The sequence below is a fragment of the Mesorhizobium sp. M7A.F.Ca.US.006.01.1.1 genome, assembly GCF_003997935.1.
Classification (GTDB): domain Bacteria; phylum Pseudomonadota; class Alphaproteobacteria; order Rhizobiales; family Rhizobiaceae; genus Mesorhizobium.
In genome coordinates, this window is sequence record NZ_RZQL01000180.1 from 1 (window position 1) to 14,771 (window position 14,771).

General features: G+C 64.3%; 17 protein-coding genes and 1 pseudogene. 12 read left to right on the forward strand and 6 right to left on the reverse strand.

Annotated elements, in window-relative coordinates:
• Positions 1–231 (forward strand): annotated as a pseudogene (locus EN943_RS26200) (pyridoxal-phosphate dependent enzyme); the annotation flags it as partial.
• Between the two features lie 130 nt (positions 232–361).
• Positions 362–988, forward strand: a complete 627-nt coding sequence (locus tag EN943_RS26205) for a glutathione S-transferase family protein (protein WP_127415207.1) — start codon at positions 362–364, stop codon at positions 986–988.
• Between the two features lie 3 nt (positions 989–991).
• Here EN943_RS26205 and EN943_RS26210 read toward each other — a convergent pair whose 3' ends face one another.
• Positions 992–2,236, reverse strand: coding sequence for an RNA polymerase sigma factor (locus EN943_RS26210; protein WP_127415208.1), 1,245 nt, complete (start codon positions 2,234–2,236; stop codon positions 992–994).
• Positions 2,236–2,589 carry a YciI family protein gene (locus EN943_RS26215; protein ID WP_127415209.1) on the reverse strand — a complete coding sequence of 118 codons (354 nt, stop codon included), beginning with the start codon at positions 2,587–2,589 and terminating at the stop codon, positions 2,236–2,238. Before EN943_RS26215 ends, EN943_RS26210 begins: the two co-directional genes overlap by 1 nt.
• A 256-nt stretch (positions 2,590–2,845) precedes the next feature.
• On the opposite strand from EN943_RS26215, the gene EN943_RS26220 reads away from it, so the two are divergent.
• From EN943_RS26220 to EN943_RS26230, 3 genes are read left to right on the forward strand one after another with little or no spacing between them, the layout of a single operon-like run.
• Positions 2,846–3,805 carry a TAXI family TRAP transporter solute-binding subunit gene (locus EN943_RS26220; protein WP_127415210.1) on the forward strand — a complete coding sequence of 320 codons (960 nt, stop codon included), beginning with the start codon at positions 2,846–2,848 and terminating at the stop codon, positions 3,803–3,805.
• Positions 3,806–3,819: 14 nt separating this feature from the next.
• Complete coding sequence (locus EN943_RS26225) at positions 3,820–5,940, forward strand: TRAP transporter permease (protein ID WP_127415211.1); 2,121 nt, start codon at positions 3,820–3,822, stop codon at positions 5,938–5,940.
• Positions 5,937–6,320 carry a DUF1850 domain-containing protein gene (locus EN943_RS26230; RefSeq protein ID WP_063173466.1) on the forward strand — a complete coding sequence of 128 codons (384 nt, stop codon included), beginning with the start codon at positions 5,937–5,939 and terminating at the stop codon, positions 6,318–6,320. The genes EN943_RS26225 and EN943_RS26230 overlap by 4 nt, the downstream gene beginning before the upstream one ends.
• A 15-nt stretch (positions 6,321–6,335) precedes the next feature.
• On the opposite strand, the gene EN943_RS26235 is transcribed toward EN943_RS26230, so the two are convergent.
• Positions 6,336–6,776 (reverse strand): DCC1-like thiol-disulfide oxidoreductase family protein, encoded by a 441-nt coding sequence (locus EN943_RS26235; RefSeq protein WP_127415212.1) that lies wholly within the window; start codon positions 6,774–6,776, stop codon positions 6,336–6,338.
• A 179-nt stretch (positions 6,777–6,955) separates the two neighbouring features.
• On the reverse strand, positions 6,956–7,096 hold the full coding sequence (locus tag EN943_RS26240; RefSeq protein WP_013528645.1) for a hypothetical protein: 141 nt from the start codon (positions 7,094–7,096) through the stop codon (positions 6,956–6,958).
• Positions 7,097–7,246: 150 nt separating this feature from the next.
• Between EN943_RS26240 and EN943_RS26245 the strand changes: the two genes are divergently transcribed.
• The 3 genes from EN943_RS26245 to ligD are packed head-to-tail and all read left to right on the forward strand — an operon-like array spanning position 7,247 to position 10,880.
• A complete protein-coding gene (locus EN943_RS26245; RefSeq protein WP_127415213.1) occupies positions 7,247–7,462 on the forward strand; it encodes a hypothetical protein in 216 nt (71 codons plus the stop codon).
• Between the two features lie 12 nt (positions 7,463–7,474).
• Entirely contained in the window at positions 7,475–8,344 is an 870-nt protein-coding gene (locus tag EN943_RS26250) for a Ku protein (RefSeq protein ID WP_063169649.1), read from the forward strand.
• A gap of 13 nt (positions 8,345–8,357) precedes the next feature.
• Positions 8,358–10,880, forward strand: coding sequence for a DNA ligase D (gene ligD / locus EN943_RS26255; protein ID WP_127415214.1), 2,523 nt, complete (start codon positions 8,358–8,360; stop codon positions 10,878–10,880).
• A gap of 239 nt (positions 10,881–11,119) precedes the next feature.
• Here ligD and EN943_RS26260 read toward each other — a convergent pair whose 3' ends face one another.
• Positions 11,120–11,788: a winged helix-turn-helix domain-containing protein gene (locus EN943_RS26260; protein ID WP_127415215.1), complete on the reverse strand. Its 669-nt coding sequence runs from the start codon at positions 11,786–11,788 to the stop codon at positions 11,120–11,122.
• A 68-nt stretch (positions 11,789–11,856) separates the two neighbouring features.
• Between EN943_RS26260 and EN943_RS26265 the strand changes: the two genes are divergently transcribed.
• From EN943_RS26265 to EN943_RS26275, 3 genes are all read left to right on the forward strand, one after another.
• Entirely contained in the window at positions 11,857–12,072 is a 216-nt protein-coding gene (locus EN943_RS26265) for a DUF1127 domain-containing protein (RefSeq protein ID WP_063169647.1), read from the forward strand.
• Between the two features lie 63 nt (positions 12,073–12,135).
• Complete coding sequence (locus EN943_RS26270; protein WP_013528650.1) at positions 12,136–12,468, forward strand: NIPSNAP family protein; 333 nt, start codon at positions 12,136–12,138, stop codon at positions 12,466–12,468.
• Positions 12,465–12,809 (forward strand): antibiotic biosynthesis monooxygenase, encoded by a 345-nt coding sequence (locus EN943_RS26275; protein ID WP_127365451.1) that lies wholly within the window; start codon positions 12,465–12,467, stop codon positions 12,807–12,809. Before EN943_RS26270 ends, EN943_RS26275 begins: the two co-directional genes overlap by 4 nt.
• 160 nt (positions 12,810–12,969) lie before the next feature.
• Here EN943_RS26275 and mbfA read toward each other — a convergent pair whose 3' ends face one another.
• The gene (gene mbfA, locus EN943_RS26280; RefSeq protein WP_127415216.1) at positions 12,970–13,953 is read right to left on the reverse strand and encodes an iron exporter MbfA; all 984 of its coding nucleotides are present in this window, start codon (positions 13,951–13,953) and stop codon (positions 12,970–12,972) included.
• Between the two features lie 175 nt (positions 13,954–14,128).
• Between mbfA and EN943_RS26285 the strand changes: the two genes are divergently transcribed.
• Positions 14,129–14,452, forward strand: a complete 324-nt coding sequence (locus EN943_RS26285; RefSeq protein ID WP_024502197.1) for a hypothetical protein — start codon at positions 14,129–14,131, stop codon at positions 14,450–14,452.
• The last annotated feature ends 319 nt before the right edge of the window (positions 14,453–14,771 follow it).

Here is a 14,771-nt window from a genome sequence, read left to right on the forward strand (position 1 = left end):
ACGATCTATGACGAGATCGTCAAGGTGTCGAACGAGGATTCCGTGGCCAATGCCCGCCTCGTCGCCCGCCTCGAAGGCGTGCCGGTCGGCATCTCGTCGGGCGCCGCCCTGCAGGCGGCCATCGTCGTCGGCTCGCGCCCGGAGAACAAGGGCAAGAACCTGGTGGTGATCATCCCGTCCTTCGCCGAGCGCTATCTGTCGACCATCCTGTTCGAGGGGCTGGGATCGTAACCCGACGCTTCTTCGTGACCAAGCTGGCCCGCTGAAAAAACGCCCGTGGCCGCCATCGGCAGCTTGAGCGCGACACCGCTTCCGGTTCATATCGCTCCCGGCCCTGCTTTGCGCGGCCGGGGGAGAATTTATGTACAAGCTTTATACTCGTCCTGGCAGCGGCGGCTTCGTCGTCGAGGCGGCGCTGGTGCTGGCGAACGCACCGTTCGAGCAGATCGACGTGCCGAAGACCGACCGGCCCGATCCCGCCTTCCTCGACATCAGCCCGTTGAACCAAGTGCCGGTGCTGACCTTGCCGGACGGAAGCTCGATGACCGAATCGGCGGCGATCTGCATCCTGCTTGCCGAGCGTCATCCCGATGCCAATTTGGCGCCGGCAGTAGACGCGCCTGCCCGCGCCGATTTCCTGCGCTGGATGGCATTCATGTCGTCGGTGCTCTATCCGGCGGTGCTGCGTTTCTACTACGCATACCGCTACACTGCTGATCCCGAAGGCACCAAGGCGGTCAAGCAGGCAGCCGTGGTCGAGATGGACCGTGGCTTTGCCGTTCTCGATGCCGCGCTCGAAAGTCGTGACTGGCTGGTCGGTGACCGGATGTCGCTGGCCGACATCTATCTGGTCATGCTGGTGGCCTGGCATCCCGACATCGACAGCGCGCGGACGGCATGGCCGAACATTGAACGCCTGTGGGCGCGGCTGCGCGACCATCCGCTGATGAAGACGCTCAACAGCTCGCACGAGATGTGGCGGGGCTGAGGCTCAATTTCTGAGCACTGCCCGTTTTCCCTGCAGGAACCGGCGCACCGCCGGGTCGCGCTCGAGGCCGATCGCCCGGTCATAGGCTTCGCAGGCTTGCGGCACCTGACCAAGCCTGGCCAGCAGACCGGCGCGTGCGGCCCAATAGGGCTGATAGTCATCAAGCCGCTTGTCGTCGCCCAGCACGTAGAGCGCCGCCAGTCCCGCTACGGCGCCCTCTGCTTCGGCTATCGCCACCGCGCGGTTGATGGCCACCACCGGCGATCCTGCGATCGAGAGCAGCGCGCCGTAGAGTTCCTGGATCGCCGCCCAGTCGGTGCGGCCGGTGAGCCTTCGTGCCGCATGCGCGGACTGCACGGCCGCCTCAAGCTGGTAGCGGCCGATGACGCCCTTGTCCGCGGCGTGGGAAAGCAGCGCCTCGGCCTCATCGATGAGGCCGCGGTCCCATAGAAGGCAATCCTGTTCCGCCAGCGGTACGAAGTCGCCGGCGGCACTGCGCCGTGCGGCGCGGCGGGACTCAGCAAACAGCATCAACGACAACAGGCCCAGCGCTTCTGGCTCCTCCGGCAACAGTGAAGCCACCAGCCGGCCGAGCCAGATGCCTTCGGTCGCCAGATTGCGCCGTCGCGTCTCGGTGCCTGCCGGGTCGGACCAGCCTTCGGCGAAGGCGGCGTAGATCGCTTCCAGCACCGCGTCCAAGCGTTCGCCGAGTTCGGCCCGCTCCGGCACGCGGAACGGAATGCCGGTATCACGGATGCGGGTTTTGGCGCGCACCAGGCGCTGGCCCATCGTGGCCGGCGAGACCAGGAAGGCGGAAGCGATCGTCGCCGCGTCGAACCCGAGCACGGTCTGCAGGATGAGCGGCGAACGCACGCTCGATTCGATCGCCGGATGGGCGCAGGCGAACATCAGCCGCAGCCGTTCGTCGGGCAGGTCTTCGTCGGTCATGCGCGCCTCCGCCTCCTCGGCAATCAGCTTGAGATGCTCGCGCCCGGCTTCGCTGGTCAGCCGCCGCCGCACCGCATCGACGCGGCGCCGCTTTGCCACCGCCAGCAGCCAGGCTTCCGGTTTCTTGGGTACGCCGGTTCGAGGCCATCGCTCCAGTGCGGCGGCAAAGGCATCGGCCAGCGCGTCCTCGGCGCCAGCCACGTCGCGGGTGCGCGTCGCGAGCCAGGCGACAAGCTTGCCGTAGCTTTGCCGGGCGGCGGTTTCCGCCGCCGCCCGCGCGATCTCCAGGCCATTTTCCATCACATGGTCTGTTCCCAGATCGGCCGCAGCTCGACTGTGCCGGCGCTGGCCGCCGGGCAGCGCGCCGCCCAGGCGATCGCGGCGTCGGCATCCGCGGCCTCGATCATGTAGAAGCCTGCAAGCTGCTCCTTGGTGTCGGCATAGGGGCCGTCGAGGACGTTGGTCTTGCCACCAGCCACCCTAACCGAGGTGGTCGCCTGACTCGGGCGCAGCCGGTCGCCGGCCAGCCACGCGCCGGATTTCTTCAGCGCTTCGGTATAGGCGCCATAGGCGGCACTCATCTGGTAGGTCGCCTCGGCCGGGGCATTCGCCATCGCGGCTTCGTCGGCGTAGATCAAAATCATGTATCGCATGGTCTTCTCCCGTTGTTTCGAAGGCCGCTTCGTAGCGAGCCGGACGTATGTCGCGCGGCCTAGACAGATTTCGACAGGCGTTGGAAAAATCTTTCGGCTCCGAAGACATTTCACGCAAGCGGCCATGTGCGCATCCCTCACTCAACCATTCGTCTAACGTATGGGATTGCGGGTTGGCATTTGCCGTCTGCCGTCTAAACTCGCCCCTGTTCGCGTCAGGGAGGTGATGCGGCCGCTACTTCAGGGAGGAAATCAGATGTTCCATTTCAGGACGAAATTCGTTGCGGCCGGCGCCGTGGCGCTCTCACTTGGTCTTGGCTCTGTCTCAGCCAAGGCGCAGGAATTCATCAATGTGCTGACCGGCGGCACATCCGGCGTCTATTATCCGCTCGGTGTGGCGCTGTCGGAAATCTACGGCAAGGGCATCGAAGGCGCCCGCACCCAGGTGCAGGCGACCAAGGCTTCGGTCGAAAACCTCAATCTGCTGCAGCAGGGCAAGGGCGAGATCGCCTTTGCGCTGGGCGATTCCGTCAAGCTGGCCGCCGAAGGCAATGCCGAGGCTGGTTTCCCCGGCAAGCTCGACAAATTGCGCGGCATCGCCGCCATCTATCCCAACTACATCCAGATCGTCGCCAGCCAGGAGTCCGGCATCAAGACGCTGGCCGACCTCAAGGGCAAGAGCCTGTCGGTCGGCGCGCCTGCGTCCGGCACCGAGCTCAACGCGCGCGCCATCTTCGCCGCCGCCGGGCTGAAGTATGAGGATCTCGGCCGGGTCGAATACCTGCCCTTCGCCGAATCGGTCGAGCTGATCAAGAACCGCCAACTCGACGCCACGCTGCAATCGGCCGGGCTCGGCGTCGCCTCGATCCGCGACCTCGCCACCTCCTTGCCGATCAATGTCGTTGCGGTTCCGGCCGAGGACGTCGCCAAGATCGGCGCGCCCTATCTTTCGGTGGTCATTCCCAAGGGCACCTATGAGGGCCAGAGTGAGGATGTCGCCACCGCCGCCGTCGGCAATTTCCTCATCACCCGCGCCGATGTCTCCGACGAGACCGCCTACCAGATGACCAAGCTGATATTCGACCATCTCGACCAGCTTGCCGCGGCGCATGCCGCCGCCAAGGCGATCGACCCGGCCAAGGCACTCGACGGCATGCCGGTGCCGCTGCACCCCGGTGCCGAGCGGTACTACAAGGAGAAGGGGTTGTTGAAGTAGGGCGGGTCCGTCGGATGAGCGAAGCATCGTCTGGAACAACGACCGACGGCAAATCCGCCACCTTCCATCTGCCCGCTGTCGAAGAGCAGGTCGAAGGGCTGCCGCCGGGCTTCGGCGACGGCCTTGCCGGCAAGGCCGCCTTTCTCGTCGCCGTCGCCTTTTCCGTGTTCCAGATTTATGTCGCCGCCTATGGCAGCATTCCGAGCCAGGTGGTGCGGGCCATGCATGTCGGCTTCCTGCTGCTGCTCGGCTTTGGCCTGATCGCCAATCTGCGCGCCAAGAGCATGCCGGCGAAAGCCGCGTTCTGGACGCTCGGGGCGCTCGGCTTCGGCACCGGCCTCTACAATTGGGTGTTCTACACCGATCTGATCCGCCGCTCCGGCTTCCTGACCACGCCGGACCTCATCGTCGGCGCGGTGCTGGTGGTGCTGGTCTTCGAGGCAGCGCGGCGGCTGATGGGTCTGCCGCTGGCGGTCATCGCCTTCATCTTCCTTGCCTATTGCTTCGTCGGGAATCATTTGCCGCCGCCGCTCATCCATCGCGGCTATGATTTCGCCCAGCTCGTCGACACCTTCGCCTACGGCACCGAAGGCATCTACGGCACGCCGATCTATGTCTCGGCCGCCTACATCTTCATCTTCGTCGTCTTTGCCGCCTTTCTCGAACGCGCCGGCATGATCGCGCTGTTCAACGATTTCGCACTGGGACTTGTCGGCACATGGCGCGGCGGCCCGGCGCAGGTCTGCGTGCTGTCCTCGGCGCTGATGGGCACCATTTCCGGCTCGGGCGTCGCCAATGTGGTGGCCAGCGGCCAGTTCACCATCCCGCTGATGAAGCGCTTCGGCTTCCGCTCGGCTTTTGCCGGCGCCGTCGAGGCGACCTCCTCGATGGGCGGCCAGATCATGCCGCCGGTAATGGGTGCGGTCGCCTTCATCATGGCCGAGACGCTGAACGTGCCTTATGCCGAAGTGGTCAAGGCGGCGATCATCCCGGCGCTGCTCTATTTCGGCGCCTGCTTCTGGCAGGTGCATCTGGAAGCCGGCAAGGCCGGCCTGCATGGCATGGCCAAGGCGGACCTGCCCAATCCGTGGGACGCGGTGCGGCAACACTGGCCGCTGGTGCTGCCGCTGGCGGCGCTCATCTACCTGCTGTTTGCCGGCTATACGCCGATCTTCGCCGGCACGATGGGCCTGGCGCTGACCATCGTGCTCATCCTCGGCACGCCGTTGGCGGCAGCGATTGGGCCGCTCGCCTTCCGCATCGTCTTCTGGCTGGCGCTCGGGCTTGCCGCCGCCTCGTTCATGAAATTCGGCGTCAACCTCCTCGGCCTGGTCATCGCCGCGCTCGTCATTGCTTGCTTCACCTTCAAGGGCGGCCGCGAGACCCTGCAAATCTGCGTCGACTCTCTAGCAGAAGGGGCGAAGAACGCGCTGCCGGTCGGCATTGCCTGCGCCATCGTCGGCATCGTCATCGGTACGCTGACGCTGACCGGCATCGCCTCGACATTCATCGGCTGGATCATCTCGATCGGCGAGGACAATCTGTTCCTGTCGCTGGTGCTGACCATGGTCACCTGCCTGGTGCTGGGCATGGGCATTCCGACCATTCCCAACTACATCATCACCTCGTCGCTGGCCGGGCCGGCGCTGCTCGAGCTTGGCGTGCCGCTGCTGGTCAGCCACATGTTCGTGTTCTATTTCGGCATCATGGCCGATTTGACGCCCCCGGTGGCGCTGGCGGCGTTCGCCGCCGCACCGATGGCCAGGGAAAGCGGCCTGAAAATCGGCATCCAGGCGACCAAGCTGGCCATTGCCGGCTTCGTCGTGCCGTTCATGGCGGTCTACACGCCGGCGCTGATGCTGCAGGACGCAGGGCCGATCGCCGCCCAGTTCGGCTATCCCGTCGAGGTCGGCTACATCGTCGCCAAGGCGTGCATGGGCATCGTGCTGTGGGGTGCCGCCGCCGTCGGTTTTCTGGTCACCCGCATGGCGTGGTGGGAGCGGCTCGTCGCCTTCGCGGCCGGCGTGCTGCTGGTCGCCGCGGTGCCGCTCACCGACGAGGCCGGCTGGGTGCTGGCGCTGGCCTGGATCGGCTGGCACTGTTTTCGCGCGCGGCAGGCTTCAGTCAGAACATGAGCCTGTGCCTCCTGGCCGCGGGCAAGACGGTAACGCTCTCCGTCGCCGCCTTCACGCTGTCCTGGACGCATTCGGTGGAACGGACGCGCTGGCAAGAAGACTGGAAGGTCACGTCCTCCGGCCTGCAGGTGGTCGAAGCCCGGATCGAGGGCTCGGGCGCCGGCATGGAGCCACCGGAAGGCGCGGTGCTGAAGGAGGGTTGGTGGAGCTATGCGCCTGATGTCGGCCCGCAGCGGCGCGTCGTGCTCGCCGCTTCAGGTGCAACCAGCGACGGCTGGACACTGTGCACGGTTCAGGGCTGCCGGGAATTGGGGAGGACGGCAGGCGGACCGATCGTGCTCGAGCCGTGCCGGCCGGATGGCACGAGCCAGCCGCGGTAGCGCATAGCCACACCCTCAGCCAAGGAACCGCTTGCGCAGCTCCGGAGAAGGAATGTCGCAAGCATCCTTCCTGCCGAACAGGGCGTAGCGGTTCCTGGCGATGCGATCATAGAGCCAACCACGCAGCGGGCGCGGCAACAGCAACAGTGCCTTGGCCGCCCGCCAAGGCCAGCCGAGTTCCGCCATGACGGCGACAAAACTGTCCAGCCGCGTGAAGGCGACGCCGTCGATCAGGACGAGGTTGGTTTCGTAAGAGTCCGTGCGCAGTCCGTGCTTCCGGAACAGCGCTTCACCGAAGGGCGACTGCGCGGTGGCGAAGCGGAAACGGCCTTGGCGATCGAGCCTGACCACCATGCGCACAAAGCCTGAGCAGAGCACGCAGACGCCATCGAAGACGATCAATGGATGGCTTTTATCGAACAGCTCAGGGGGACTTGATTGGGGACGGTCGGTCACGCGGGCCTCGGCTGCTCGTGTCCTATGACACCAAGCCAGCCGATGGCGGTATCAAAGCCGTGGCGATGTCGCACGGCGCCTGTCGGCGAGAGCGGGACGCTCGGCGCGATAGGTGGTGGCGCGGGTAGAGGCGGCCGGCCTGCAGATCCGGCTGTTGTGGCGATTTTCGAAAGCCATGATCAGTGCGCGCCCAGCGAGTTGCCGCGACGGGCGCAGGCCGGGCCGGGGCCGCGCATGTAATAGCGCTCGGGCCGGTAGGTCGGCGCGACGAATTCGCGGATGGCGGCGGCATAGCCGATGAGGTGCGCGAGGAAGTTCATTACCCTTGTCCCTGTCCCGATTTTCGGATGTCCCTTCCGAATTGCGGTCATCATAGCGTCGAGGCGTGAATAGTCGGTGAACGTGATGTTAATATCTGGTCGAAAATGCCTTGCTTCGTGGCTGGAATGCGGCTGATTCGGGGTCTTTCCGTGCAGTTGGTCGGCATTCCGGCCAATGTGACTTTTGCATCACATATGTTTCGTTTGAATGTCGCCTGCGCGCGGTTCTGTTTCAACTTTTGCCGAACCCGCGAAATTTCCGTGCTGGGGGCCAGAACCACTCAGGCGGCCCCTTGGCATCCAGATCGGCGCGGGAGCGCGGAACTGGAGCGCGATCTGTCCGTTCTCACCTTCATCTGGTTCTGAAGGGAAGATATCATGGCGCCGCGTCCGGCCTGGAGAGGCTATCTGAAGCTTTCGCTGGTCACCTGTGCCGTCGAACTGACCAATGTCGTCACCCATACGGAGCGGGTCTCGTTTCGCATTCTCAACCGCAAGACCGGCAACACGGTGAAGCGCCTCTATGTCGATGCCGAAACCGGCAAGCCGTTGGAGGAGGATGACGAGATCAAGGGTTATGAACTCGACGATGGCAATTTCATCCATATCGAGGAAGACGAGATCGAGGCGGTGCAGATCGAATCCTCGCACACGATGGCGCTCGACGGCTTCGTCGACAAAGCTTCGATCCAGCAGATCTATCTCGACACGCCCTACTATGTCGCGCCGGCCGACAAGGTGTCGGAAGAGGCGTTCGCCGTCATTCGCGATGCGATGGCGGGCAAGAAGATGGCCGGGCTGGCGCGTATCGTGCTCTACCGACGCGAACGGCCGGTGGTGATCGAACCGCTCGGCAAGGGCATGGTGCTGACGACGCTGCGCTACGACAACACGGTACGCCAACCGGACACCGTCTTCGGCGACATCGAGCCCGTGAAGACCGATCAGGAGATGACCGATCTGGCCGAGTTGATCATCGACAAGAAGAAGACGAAGTTCGATCCCTCGAAATTCGACGACAAATACGAGGACGCGCTGCTGGAGCTGATCCGCGCCAAGAAGGCCGGCCACAAGGCGCCGAAGGCCAAGGCGGCGCCCAAACCTTCCAATGTCGTCAATCTGTTCGACGCGCTGAAGAAGAGCCTGTCGGACTCCGGGTCATCGAAAACATCTTCGTCGGCGAAGGCCAGGCCAGCGGCCAAACGCGCCAAGTCGAAAGCCAGCGCGCCCAAACGCAAATCGGCGTGAGGAACCCCAACGAATGGCCAGCCTCGAACAATATCATTCCAAGCGCGATTTCAAGAAAACCGCCGAACCGGCCGGCAAGGTCGCCCGGACCAGGAAGGGCGAGGCCGGCGGCATCTTCGTCATCCACAAGCACGCCGCGACGCGGCTGCATTACGACCTGCGGCTCGAGCATGACGGCGTGCTGTGGAGCTGGGCGGTGACGCGCGGCCCTAGTCTCGACCCGCATGAGAAGCGGCTGGCCGTGCATGTCGAGGACCACCCGATCGACTATGCGCCGTTCGAGGGCACCATTCCCAAGGGCGAATATGGCGGTGGCTCGGTGATCGTCTGGGACGAGGGCACCTGGACCCCCGAGATCGATCCGGCCAAGGCGATGAAGAAAGGCCATATCAGCTTCGAGCTGCACGGCCACAAGCTGCACGGTCTCTGGCATCTGGTGCGGCTGAAGCCCCGCGCGGGCGAAAAACGCGACAACTGGCTGCTGATCAAGTCGGACGATGCCGCCGCGCGTCCCGGCGAGGACATCCTCAAGGAAGCGCCTGAATCGGTGAAATCGGGCCTGACCATCGAGGAGGTCGGCGAGGGCAAGACCGCGAAGGGCGAGAAGCCGAAAGTCTGGCATTCCAACAAGCCGGCCGCCGTCAAGACAAAAGCCGGCAAACGCCTCGACTTTATCGAGCCGCAGCTGGCCACGCTCGAGCGCGATGCGCCGCCGGGCAAGGACTGGCTGCACGAAGTGAAGTTCGACGGCTATCGCATGCAGGCGCAGATCGCCGGCACCGATGTGCGGCTGCTGACCCGCACCGGCCTCGACTGGACGAAGAAATTCGGCGGCGAGATCGTCGCGGAGCTGGCCGGGCTGAAGTGCAGCGACGCCATCATCGATGGCGAGGTGGTGGTGCTGGCCGACAGCGGCGTCTCGTCTTTCGCGCTGCTGCAGCAGGACCTGTCGGCGAAGCGGACCAATCGCTTCATCTATTACGTGTTCGACCTGATGCGGCTCGATGGGCAGGATCTTCGGCGCGAGCCGCTGGTCGAGCGTAAGCAGGCCTTGCAGGAGTTGCTCGGCCAACAGCCCGACAATGCGGCGGTCCGCTTCAGCGACCATTTCGCCGAACCTGGCAAGATCATGCTGGAGCATGCCTGCCGCATGGGCCTGGAAGGCGTCGTCTCCAAGCGTGCCGACGCACCCTATCGCAGCGGCCGCGGCCCGACCTGGGTCAAATCGAAATGCACGGCGCGGCAGGAATTCGTCATCGGCGGCTACCTGCCGTCGGACAAGACCGGGCGCGGCCTGCGCTCGATCCTGGTCGGCTTCCACGAGGGCGGCAAGCTGCATTATGCCGGCCGGGTTGGGACTGGTTTTTCCGGCAAGGGCGCCAATGAGCTGAAGGCAAAACTCGATGCGTTGACGGCAAAATCATCGCCCTTCTCCACCGCCGTGCCGAAGGGCAAGGGCCTGGTCTGGGTCAAGCCTGAACTTGTCGGCGAAGTGGAGTTTCGCAGCTGGACCTCGGACCGTATAATACGCCACGCCTCGTTCCAGGGGTTGCGCGAGGACAAGCCGGCGGAGGAAGTCGTGCAGGAAAAGCCCAAAGCGGCGACAGGCAAGCCATCGACAGGCAAGAGCACGGCCAAGCCGGCATCAGGCGGCAAAGCCGCCGGGTCGATGACGACCACGGTCAAACTCTCGCATCCCGACAAGCTGCTGTGGCCGGACGAAACCATATCCAAGCAGGGCCTGCTCGACCATTACGCACAGGTTTGGCCGCGCATGGAACAGTTCGTGGTCAACCGGCCGCTCAGCCTGGTGCGAGCGCCCGACGGTGTCGGCGGCCAGCGTTTCTTCCAGAAACATGCCTCGGCCGGCATGAGCGACAAGATCGCGCGCATGAAGGACCCGACCGACGGCGAGGAAATCCTGTTCATCCGGGATTTCGATGGTGTTGCCGCACTGGTCCAGTATGGCGTGGTCGAGATCCACATCTGGGGGTGCACGATCGATGAGATCGAGAAGCCCGACCAGATCATCTTCGATCTCGATCCCGATGAAGGTGTCGACGTGAAGGCGGTGCGTGAGGCGGCACTCGATATCAGGGGCAAGCTCGACGAGCTGTCGCTGCCAAATTTCGTCAAGACTTCGGGCGGCAAGGGCTACCACGTGCTGGTGCCGCTGAAGCCAGCGGCGGATTGGGATGCGGTGAAGAGCTTCGCCCATGACTTTGCCCGCGCGCTGGAGCAGGGTGCCCCGGACCGCTACACGGCGACGCTGTCGAAAAAAGCGCGCACGGGAAAGATCTTCGTCGACTATCTGCGCAACGGCAGGGGCTCGACGACGGTCGCGCCCTATTCCTCGCGCGCCAAGAAGGGCGCCACCGTGTCGATGCCGGTGACCTGGCCAGAGATCGAGGCCGGCTTGCCGCCGAACGCTTTCCCGATCGGCGACAAGACGACGCTGAAGCAGCTGGCGAAAGCCGATCCGTGGAGGGAGTTTTTCGGGCGGGGGAAGGTGTTGAAGCGGATTTCGTCATCCTAGGGCGAAGCAAGGAGCGAAGCGACGCGGCGCAGACCCTAGGATCCATGCCGGGACGCCAAGAAAAAACACGGCGGCACAGAATCTAGCGATCCTCCCCGCTGTGGTGGTAGATCTGCACCGTTGCGGCGCTCTGAGGTCACGGCATGGATCCTAGGGTCTCCGCGACGCCGCTTTGCGGCTGCTCCGCCCTAGGATGACGAAGGGGTGGGCGAGCGCCAACACCTCAGCTCAACCTCAGCTCAGAACACCTTCTCGAAAGCCTGCTTGCCCGGCAGCGAGAAAATCACCGCGCGGCTGTCCTTCTCGCGGCGCGCCCATTTCTCGGCAAGGATCTTGTCGAGGATGGCGGCGCCCAGCGTGCCGGCGAGGTGCGAACGGCGCACGCTCCAGTCGAGGCAGGCGCGGCATACCGGCCGGCGCGGCTTGGTGTAGACGTCGATGCCGATCGCGGCGAAATGCGAAGCCGCCGATGGCCCGAGCCTGATCTCTTGTTCGTCGCGGACCAGTACGTTCTTGGCGACGAGCCGGTCGAGCATCGCCACTGCCTGCTCGCCGGCGAGGTGATCGTAGCAGACGCGCGCCACGCGCATCGCTGCATCGCGCGGACCCGGCCGCACACGCTTTGGACCGACGGCTTCCGCGACGCCTGTGATGGCTTCGATCATGCCCGCCACCTGCGGTCCGGCGAGGCCGTAATAGCGATGCCGGCCCTGGCTCGCCACCGTGAGCAGCCCACCTTCCATCAGTTTGCCCAGGTGCGAGCTGGCGGTCGGCAGCGAGACGCCGGCCTCGAGCGCCAGCTCGCTTGCCGTCAGCGCCGTGCCGCCCATCAGGGCATTTAGCATGTTTGCCCGTGCCGGGTCGCCGACCAGGCTGGCGATGCGGGCGATGTCGGGTCCTTCGCGCATAGTTCGTTCCTCATCGAAGCGTTCTTGTCAGATAATCACTATTCTCCGGTGAGATCAAGGAGACGACGATGGCCGCACGAACCGCTTTCCCCTCAGCCCCGCTCCACAGCCGTCGGTTCTTCCCGTTCGTCAGCTGGTTGCGTTCGCGGCTGCTGGCCCGCTGGTATGACCGCCATCTGCAGCGTCTCGACCTTGCCGAGATCGACGACCATCAGCTGCGCGACCTTGGCCTGACGCGGCAAGACGTGCGCCGCGAATGCGCGAAGTCCTTCTGGCAGCCCTAGCAGACCAGTCGGCACGACGTTTCGATGCCGTTCAAACTATCGACGCAAGCCGAGGAGACCACAATGACCATCACCTGCTTCATCCGCTACGAGATCGACCCGTTCGGCAAGGCGGCCTTCGAGGAGTATGCGCGCAACTGGGGCCAGGCCATTCCGCGCTGCGGCGCCGATCTGATCGGCTATTACGCGCCGCATGAGGGCTCGGCGACGACCGCCTATGCGGCCTATAACATCGAAAGCTTGGCCGCCTACGAAGCCTATCGCGCCCGGCTTGCCGCCGATCCCGCCGGCAAGGCAAACTACGAGTTCGCCAAACGCGAGAGATTCATCCTGAAGGAGGATCGCATGTTCCTGAAACTGGCCTCAGGCCCGCACGCGAAACTGGTGCTGCCGTGATTGCCGTCATCTTCGAGGTCGAGCCGGCGGAGGGTCGGCGCGATGCCTATCTGAGCATCGCCGCGGACCTGCGTCCGCTGCTCGACGGCATTGACGGCTTTCTCTCCATCGAGCGTTTCCAGAGCCTGGCCGATCCGAACCGCATCCTGTCGCTGTCGTTCTGGCGAGATGAGGAAGCCGTGAAGGACTGGCGCAACACCGAGGAACACCGGCAGGCGCAGAAGGCCGGTCGCGGCGGCATCTTTGCCGGCTACCGATTGCGCATCGCCCACGTCGTGAGGGACTATGGGCTGACGGAGAGGGACGAGGCGCCTAGGGATAGCCGGGCGGTGAATGGGTGAGTGGTAGCCGATCGCCGCGCCGTCGCCCCCTCATCCGGCCGCTTCGCGGCCACCTTCTCCCCCAGGGGAGAAGAGTTGCCGCCGACACCAAAAGTCTCCTCTCCCCTCGGGGAGAGGTTAGCCGAGCGAAGCGGAGGCTGGGTGAGGGGGCACTTTGCGCTCACGCATTCCCGATCAGCACGCCGGCCGCGAACACCAGGGCGCCGCCCAGCACCACCTGGAAGGCGGCGCGCAGGAAGGGCGTCTGCATGTAGCGGTTCTGGACAAAAGCGATCGCCCACAATTCGAAGAACACCACCACCGCGGCAACCCCGGTCGCCGTCCAGAAATGCGGAATGAGATAGGGGAGTGCATGCCCGAGACCGCCCAGCGTCGTCATGATGCCGACGGTCAGACCGCGCTTGAGCGGCGAGCCGCGGCCCGACAGCTTGCCGTCGTCTGAAGCGACTTCGGTGAAACCCATCGAAATGCCGGCGCCGATCGAGGCGGCAAGCCCGACCAGCAGCGTCTGCCAGGTGTCATGCGTGGCAAAGGCGGCAGCAAAGATCGGCGCCAGTGTGGACACCGATCCGTCCATCAGCCCGGCCAGCCCTGGTTGCACATAGGTGAGGATGAACTGGCGCTGCTCGGCGGCGGTCTCTTCGTCCTTCACTTCGCCCGGCACATGTTTCTGCTCCAGCCGCTGCGCCAGTGTCTCATGGCCCAGTTCGGCCACTGCCAGATCGTCGAGCAGTTTTCGCGTCGAGGCATCCGCCGTGCGCTTGGCAGCCTCGACATAGAAAAGGTAGGCTTGCCGCTCCATCGCCTCGGCCTGGCTGCGGACGTGCTCGATGCCGAGCGGCCGGACCAGCCAGTCGGGCTTGCGCTCGTAATAGCCCTTCACATGTTCGCGCCGGATCAGCGGAATACGCTCGCCGAAGCGCTTGCGGAAAAGCTCGATCAGCGCATCGCGATGGCCATCCTCTTCCTCGGCCATCTCCTCGAACACTTTTGCCGATTGCGGGAAGTTTTCCGTCAGGCCCTCGGCGTAGGCCCGGTAGATGCGTCCGTCATCCTCCTCTGACGAAATGGCCAGCGCCAGGATCTCCTGTTCGGAAAGCGATTCGAAGGGGCGGCGGCCGAAGCCGAAAACACGGGAAAGCATGAGGAATTCACCCTAGTTTAGAATTATTCTAAACTACGGCTCAAGGGGCCTTGGGTCAATTGCGCGCTTGGGGTCGCGGTCAAGAATTGTTGAAGCTCGCATCCCGGGCCGGCCCTTCATTATCAGTGAATGTTCACCTATATAATTTGACCCTGCCAGAACAAGGAATCCACAGATGACGGCAAAACAGCCTCCGCATCCCTATGACCCAAAGCCCGTTCTCGATCTCATCGCCAGCATCGAGGCCGATCTGCAGCGCCTGAAGGGCCTGGTCGAACAGCAGGTCGAGAAATTCGATCCCGCCAATCCGCACAACAAGGCGCCGGACGGCAAACTGACCGAGGAAGGTGTCGAGTGCTGCTACCGCATGTTCGACGAGGGCAAGTCGCGCTATTCGGTCGCCCAGCAGATGAAGATCTCGTTTGCCGCCGCCAGCCACCGCTTCAACAATTGGCGCAAGCTGGGTGGGAGCAAGAGGCAGAGGACTTTGCTTGGGTGAAACTGGCGAGACGGCGGTGGGGCGGCGCCCCCCTCTGTCCTGCCGAACATCTCGCCCACGAGGAGGGAGATTGGCACCTTCATTAGGTGTGCCCCCCTTCAACGTTGGAAAATTGGCGAAAGCGGATAACCAGCCGATCTCCCCACCTGTGGGGAAGATGTCCGGCAGGCCAGAGGGGGGCAGCCGAGGCGTTGGCGACCGCCTCGCTAAACCTTGTAATGGTCACATTTTTCCTATGGTGCGCCACCTCCCTTTGCGGGCATCATGGGAAGACCCCTGTCCACTGGACCTCACATGACCGCCACCACCCCGCCCGGCA

Excerpts from the sequence above, each read along its gene's own strand:
- EN943_RS26205 (WP_127415207.1), top strand. The coding sequence starts at position 362 with ATGTACAAGCTTTATACTCGTCCTGGCAGCGGCGGCTTCGTCGTCGAG.
- EN943_RS26210 (WP_127415208.1), bottom strand. The coding sequence starts at position 2,236 with ATGGAAAATGGCCTGGAGATCGCGCGGGCGGCGGCGGAAACCGCCGCC.
- EN943_RS26215 (WP_127415209.1), bottom strand. The coding sequence starts at position 2,589 with ATGCGATACATGATTTTGATCTACGCCGACGAAGCCGCGATGGCGAAT.
- EN943_RS26220 (WP_127415210.1), top strand. The coding sequence starts at position 2,846 with ATGTTCCATTTCAGGACGAAATTCGTTGCGGCCGGCGCCGTGGCGCTC.
- EN943_RS26225 (WP_127415211.1), top strand. The coding sequence starts at position 3,820 with ATGAGCGAAGCATCGTCTGGAACAACGACCGACGGCAAATCCGCCACC.
- EN943_RS26230 (WP_063173466.1), top strand. The coding sequence starts at position 5,937 with ATGAGCCTGTGCCTCCTGGCCGCGGGCAAGACGGTAACGCTCTCCGTC.
- EN943_RS26240 (WP_013528645.1), bottom strand. The coding sequence starts at position 7,096 with ATGAACTTCCTCGCGCACCTCATCGGCTATGCCGCCGCCATCCGCGAA.
- EN943_RS26250 (WP_063169649.1), top strand. The coding sequence starts at position 7,475 with ATGGCGCCGCGTCCGGCCTGGAGAGGCTATCTGAAGCTTTCGCTGGTC.
- ligD (WP_127415214.1), top strand. The coding sequence starts at position 8,358 with ATGGCCAGCCTCGAACAATATCATTCCAAGCGCGATTTCAAGAAAACC.
- EN943_RS26260 (WP_127415215.1), bottom strand. The coding sequence starts at position 11,788 with ATGCGCGAAGGACCCGACATCGCCCGCATCGCCAGCCTGGTCGGCGAC.
- EN943_RS26265 (WP_063169647.1), top strand. The coding sequence starts at position 11,857 with ATGGCCGCACGAACCGCTTTCCCCTCAGCCCCGCTCCACAGCCGTCGG.
- EN943_RS26270 (WP_013528650.1), top strand. The coding sequence starts at position 12,136 with ATGACCATCACCTGCTTCATCCGCTACGAGATCGACCCGTTCGGCAAG.
- mbfA (WP_127415216.1), bottom strand. The coding sequence starts at position 13,953 with ATGCTTTCCCGTGTTTTCGGCTTCGGCCGCCGCCCCTTCGAATCGCTT.
- EN943_RS26285 (WP_024502197.1), top strand. The coding sequence starts at position 14,129 with ATGACGGCAAAACAGCCTCCGCATCCCTATGACCCAAAGCCCGTTCTC.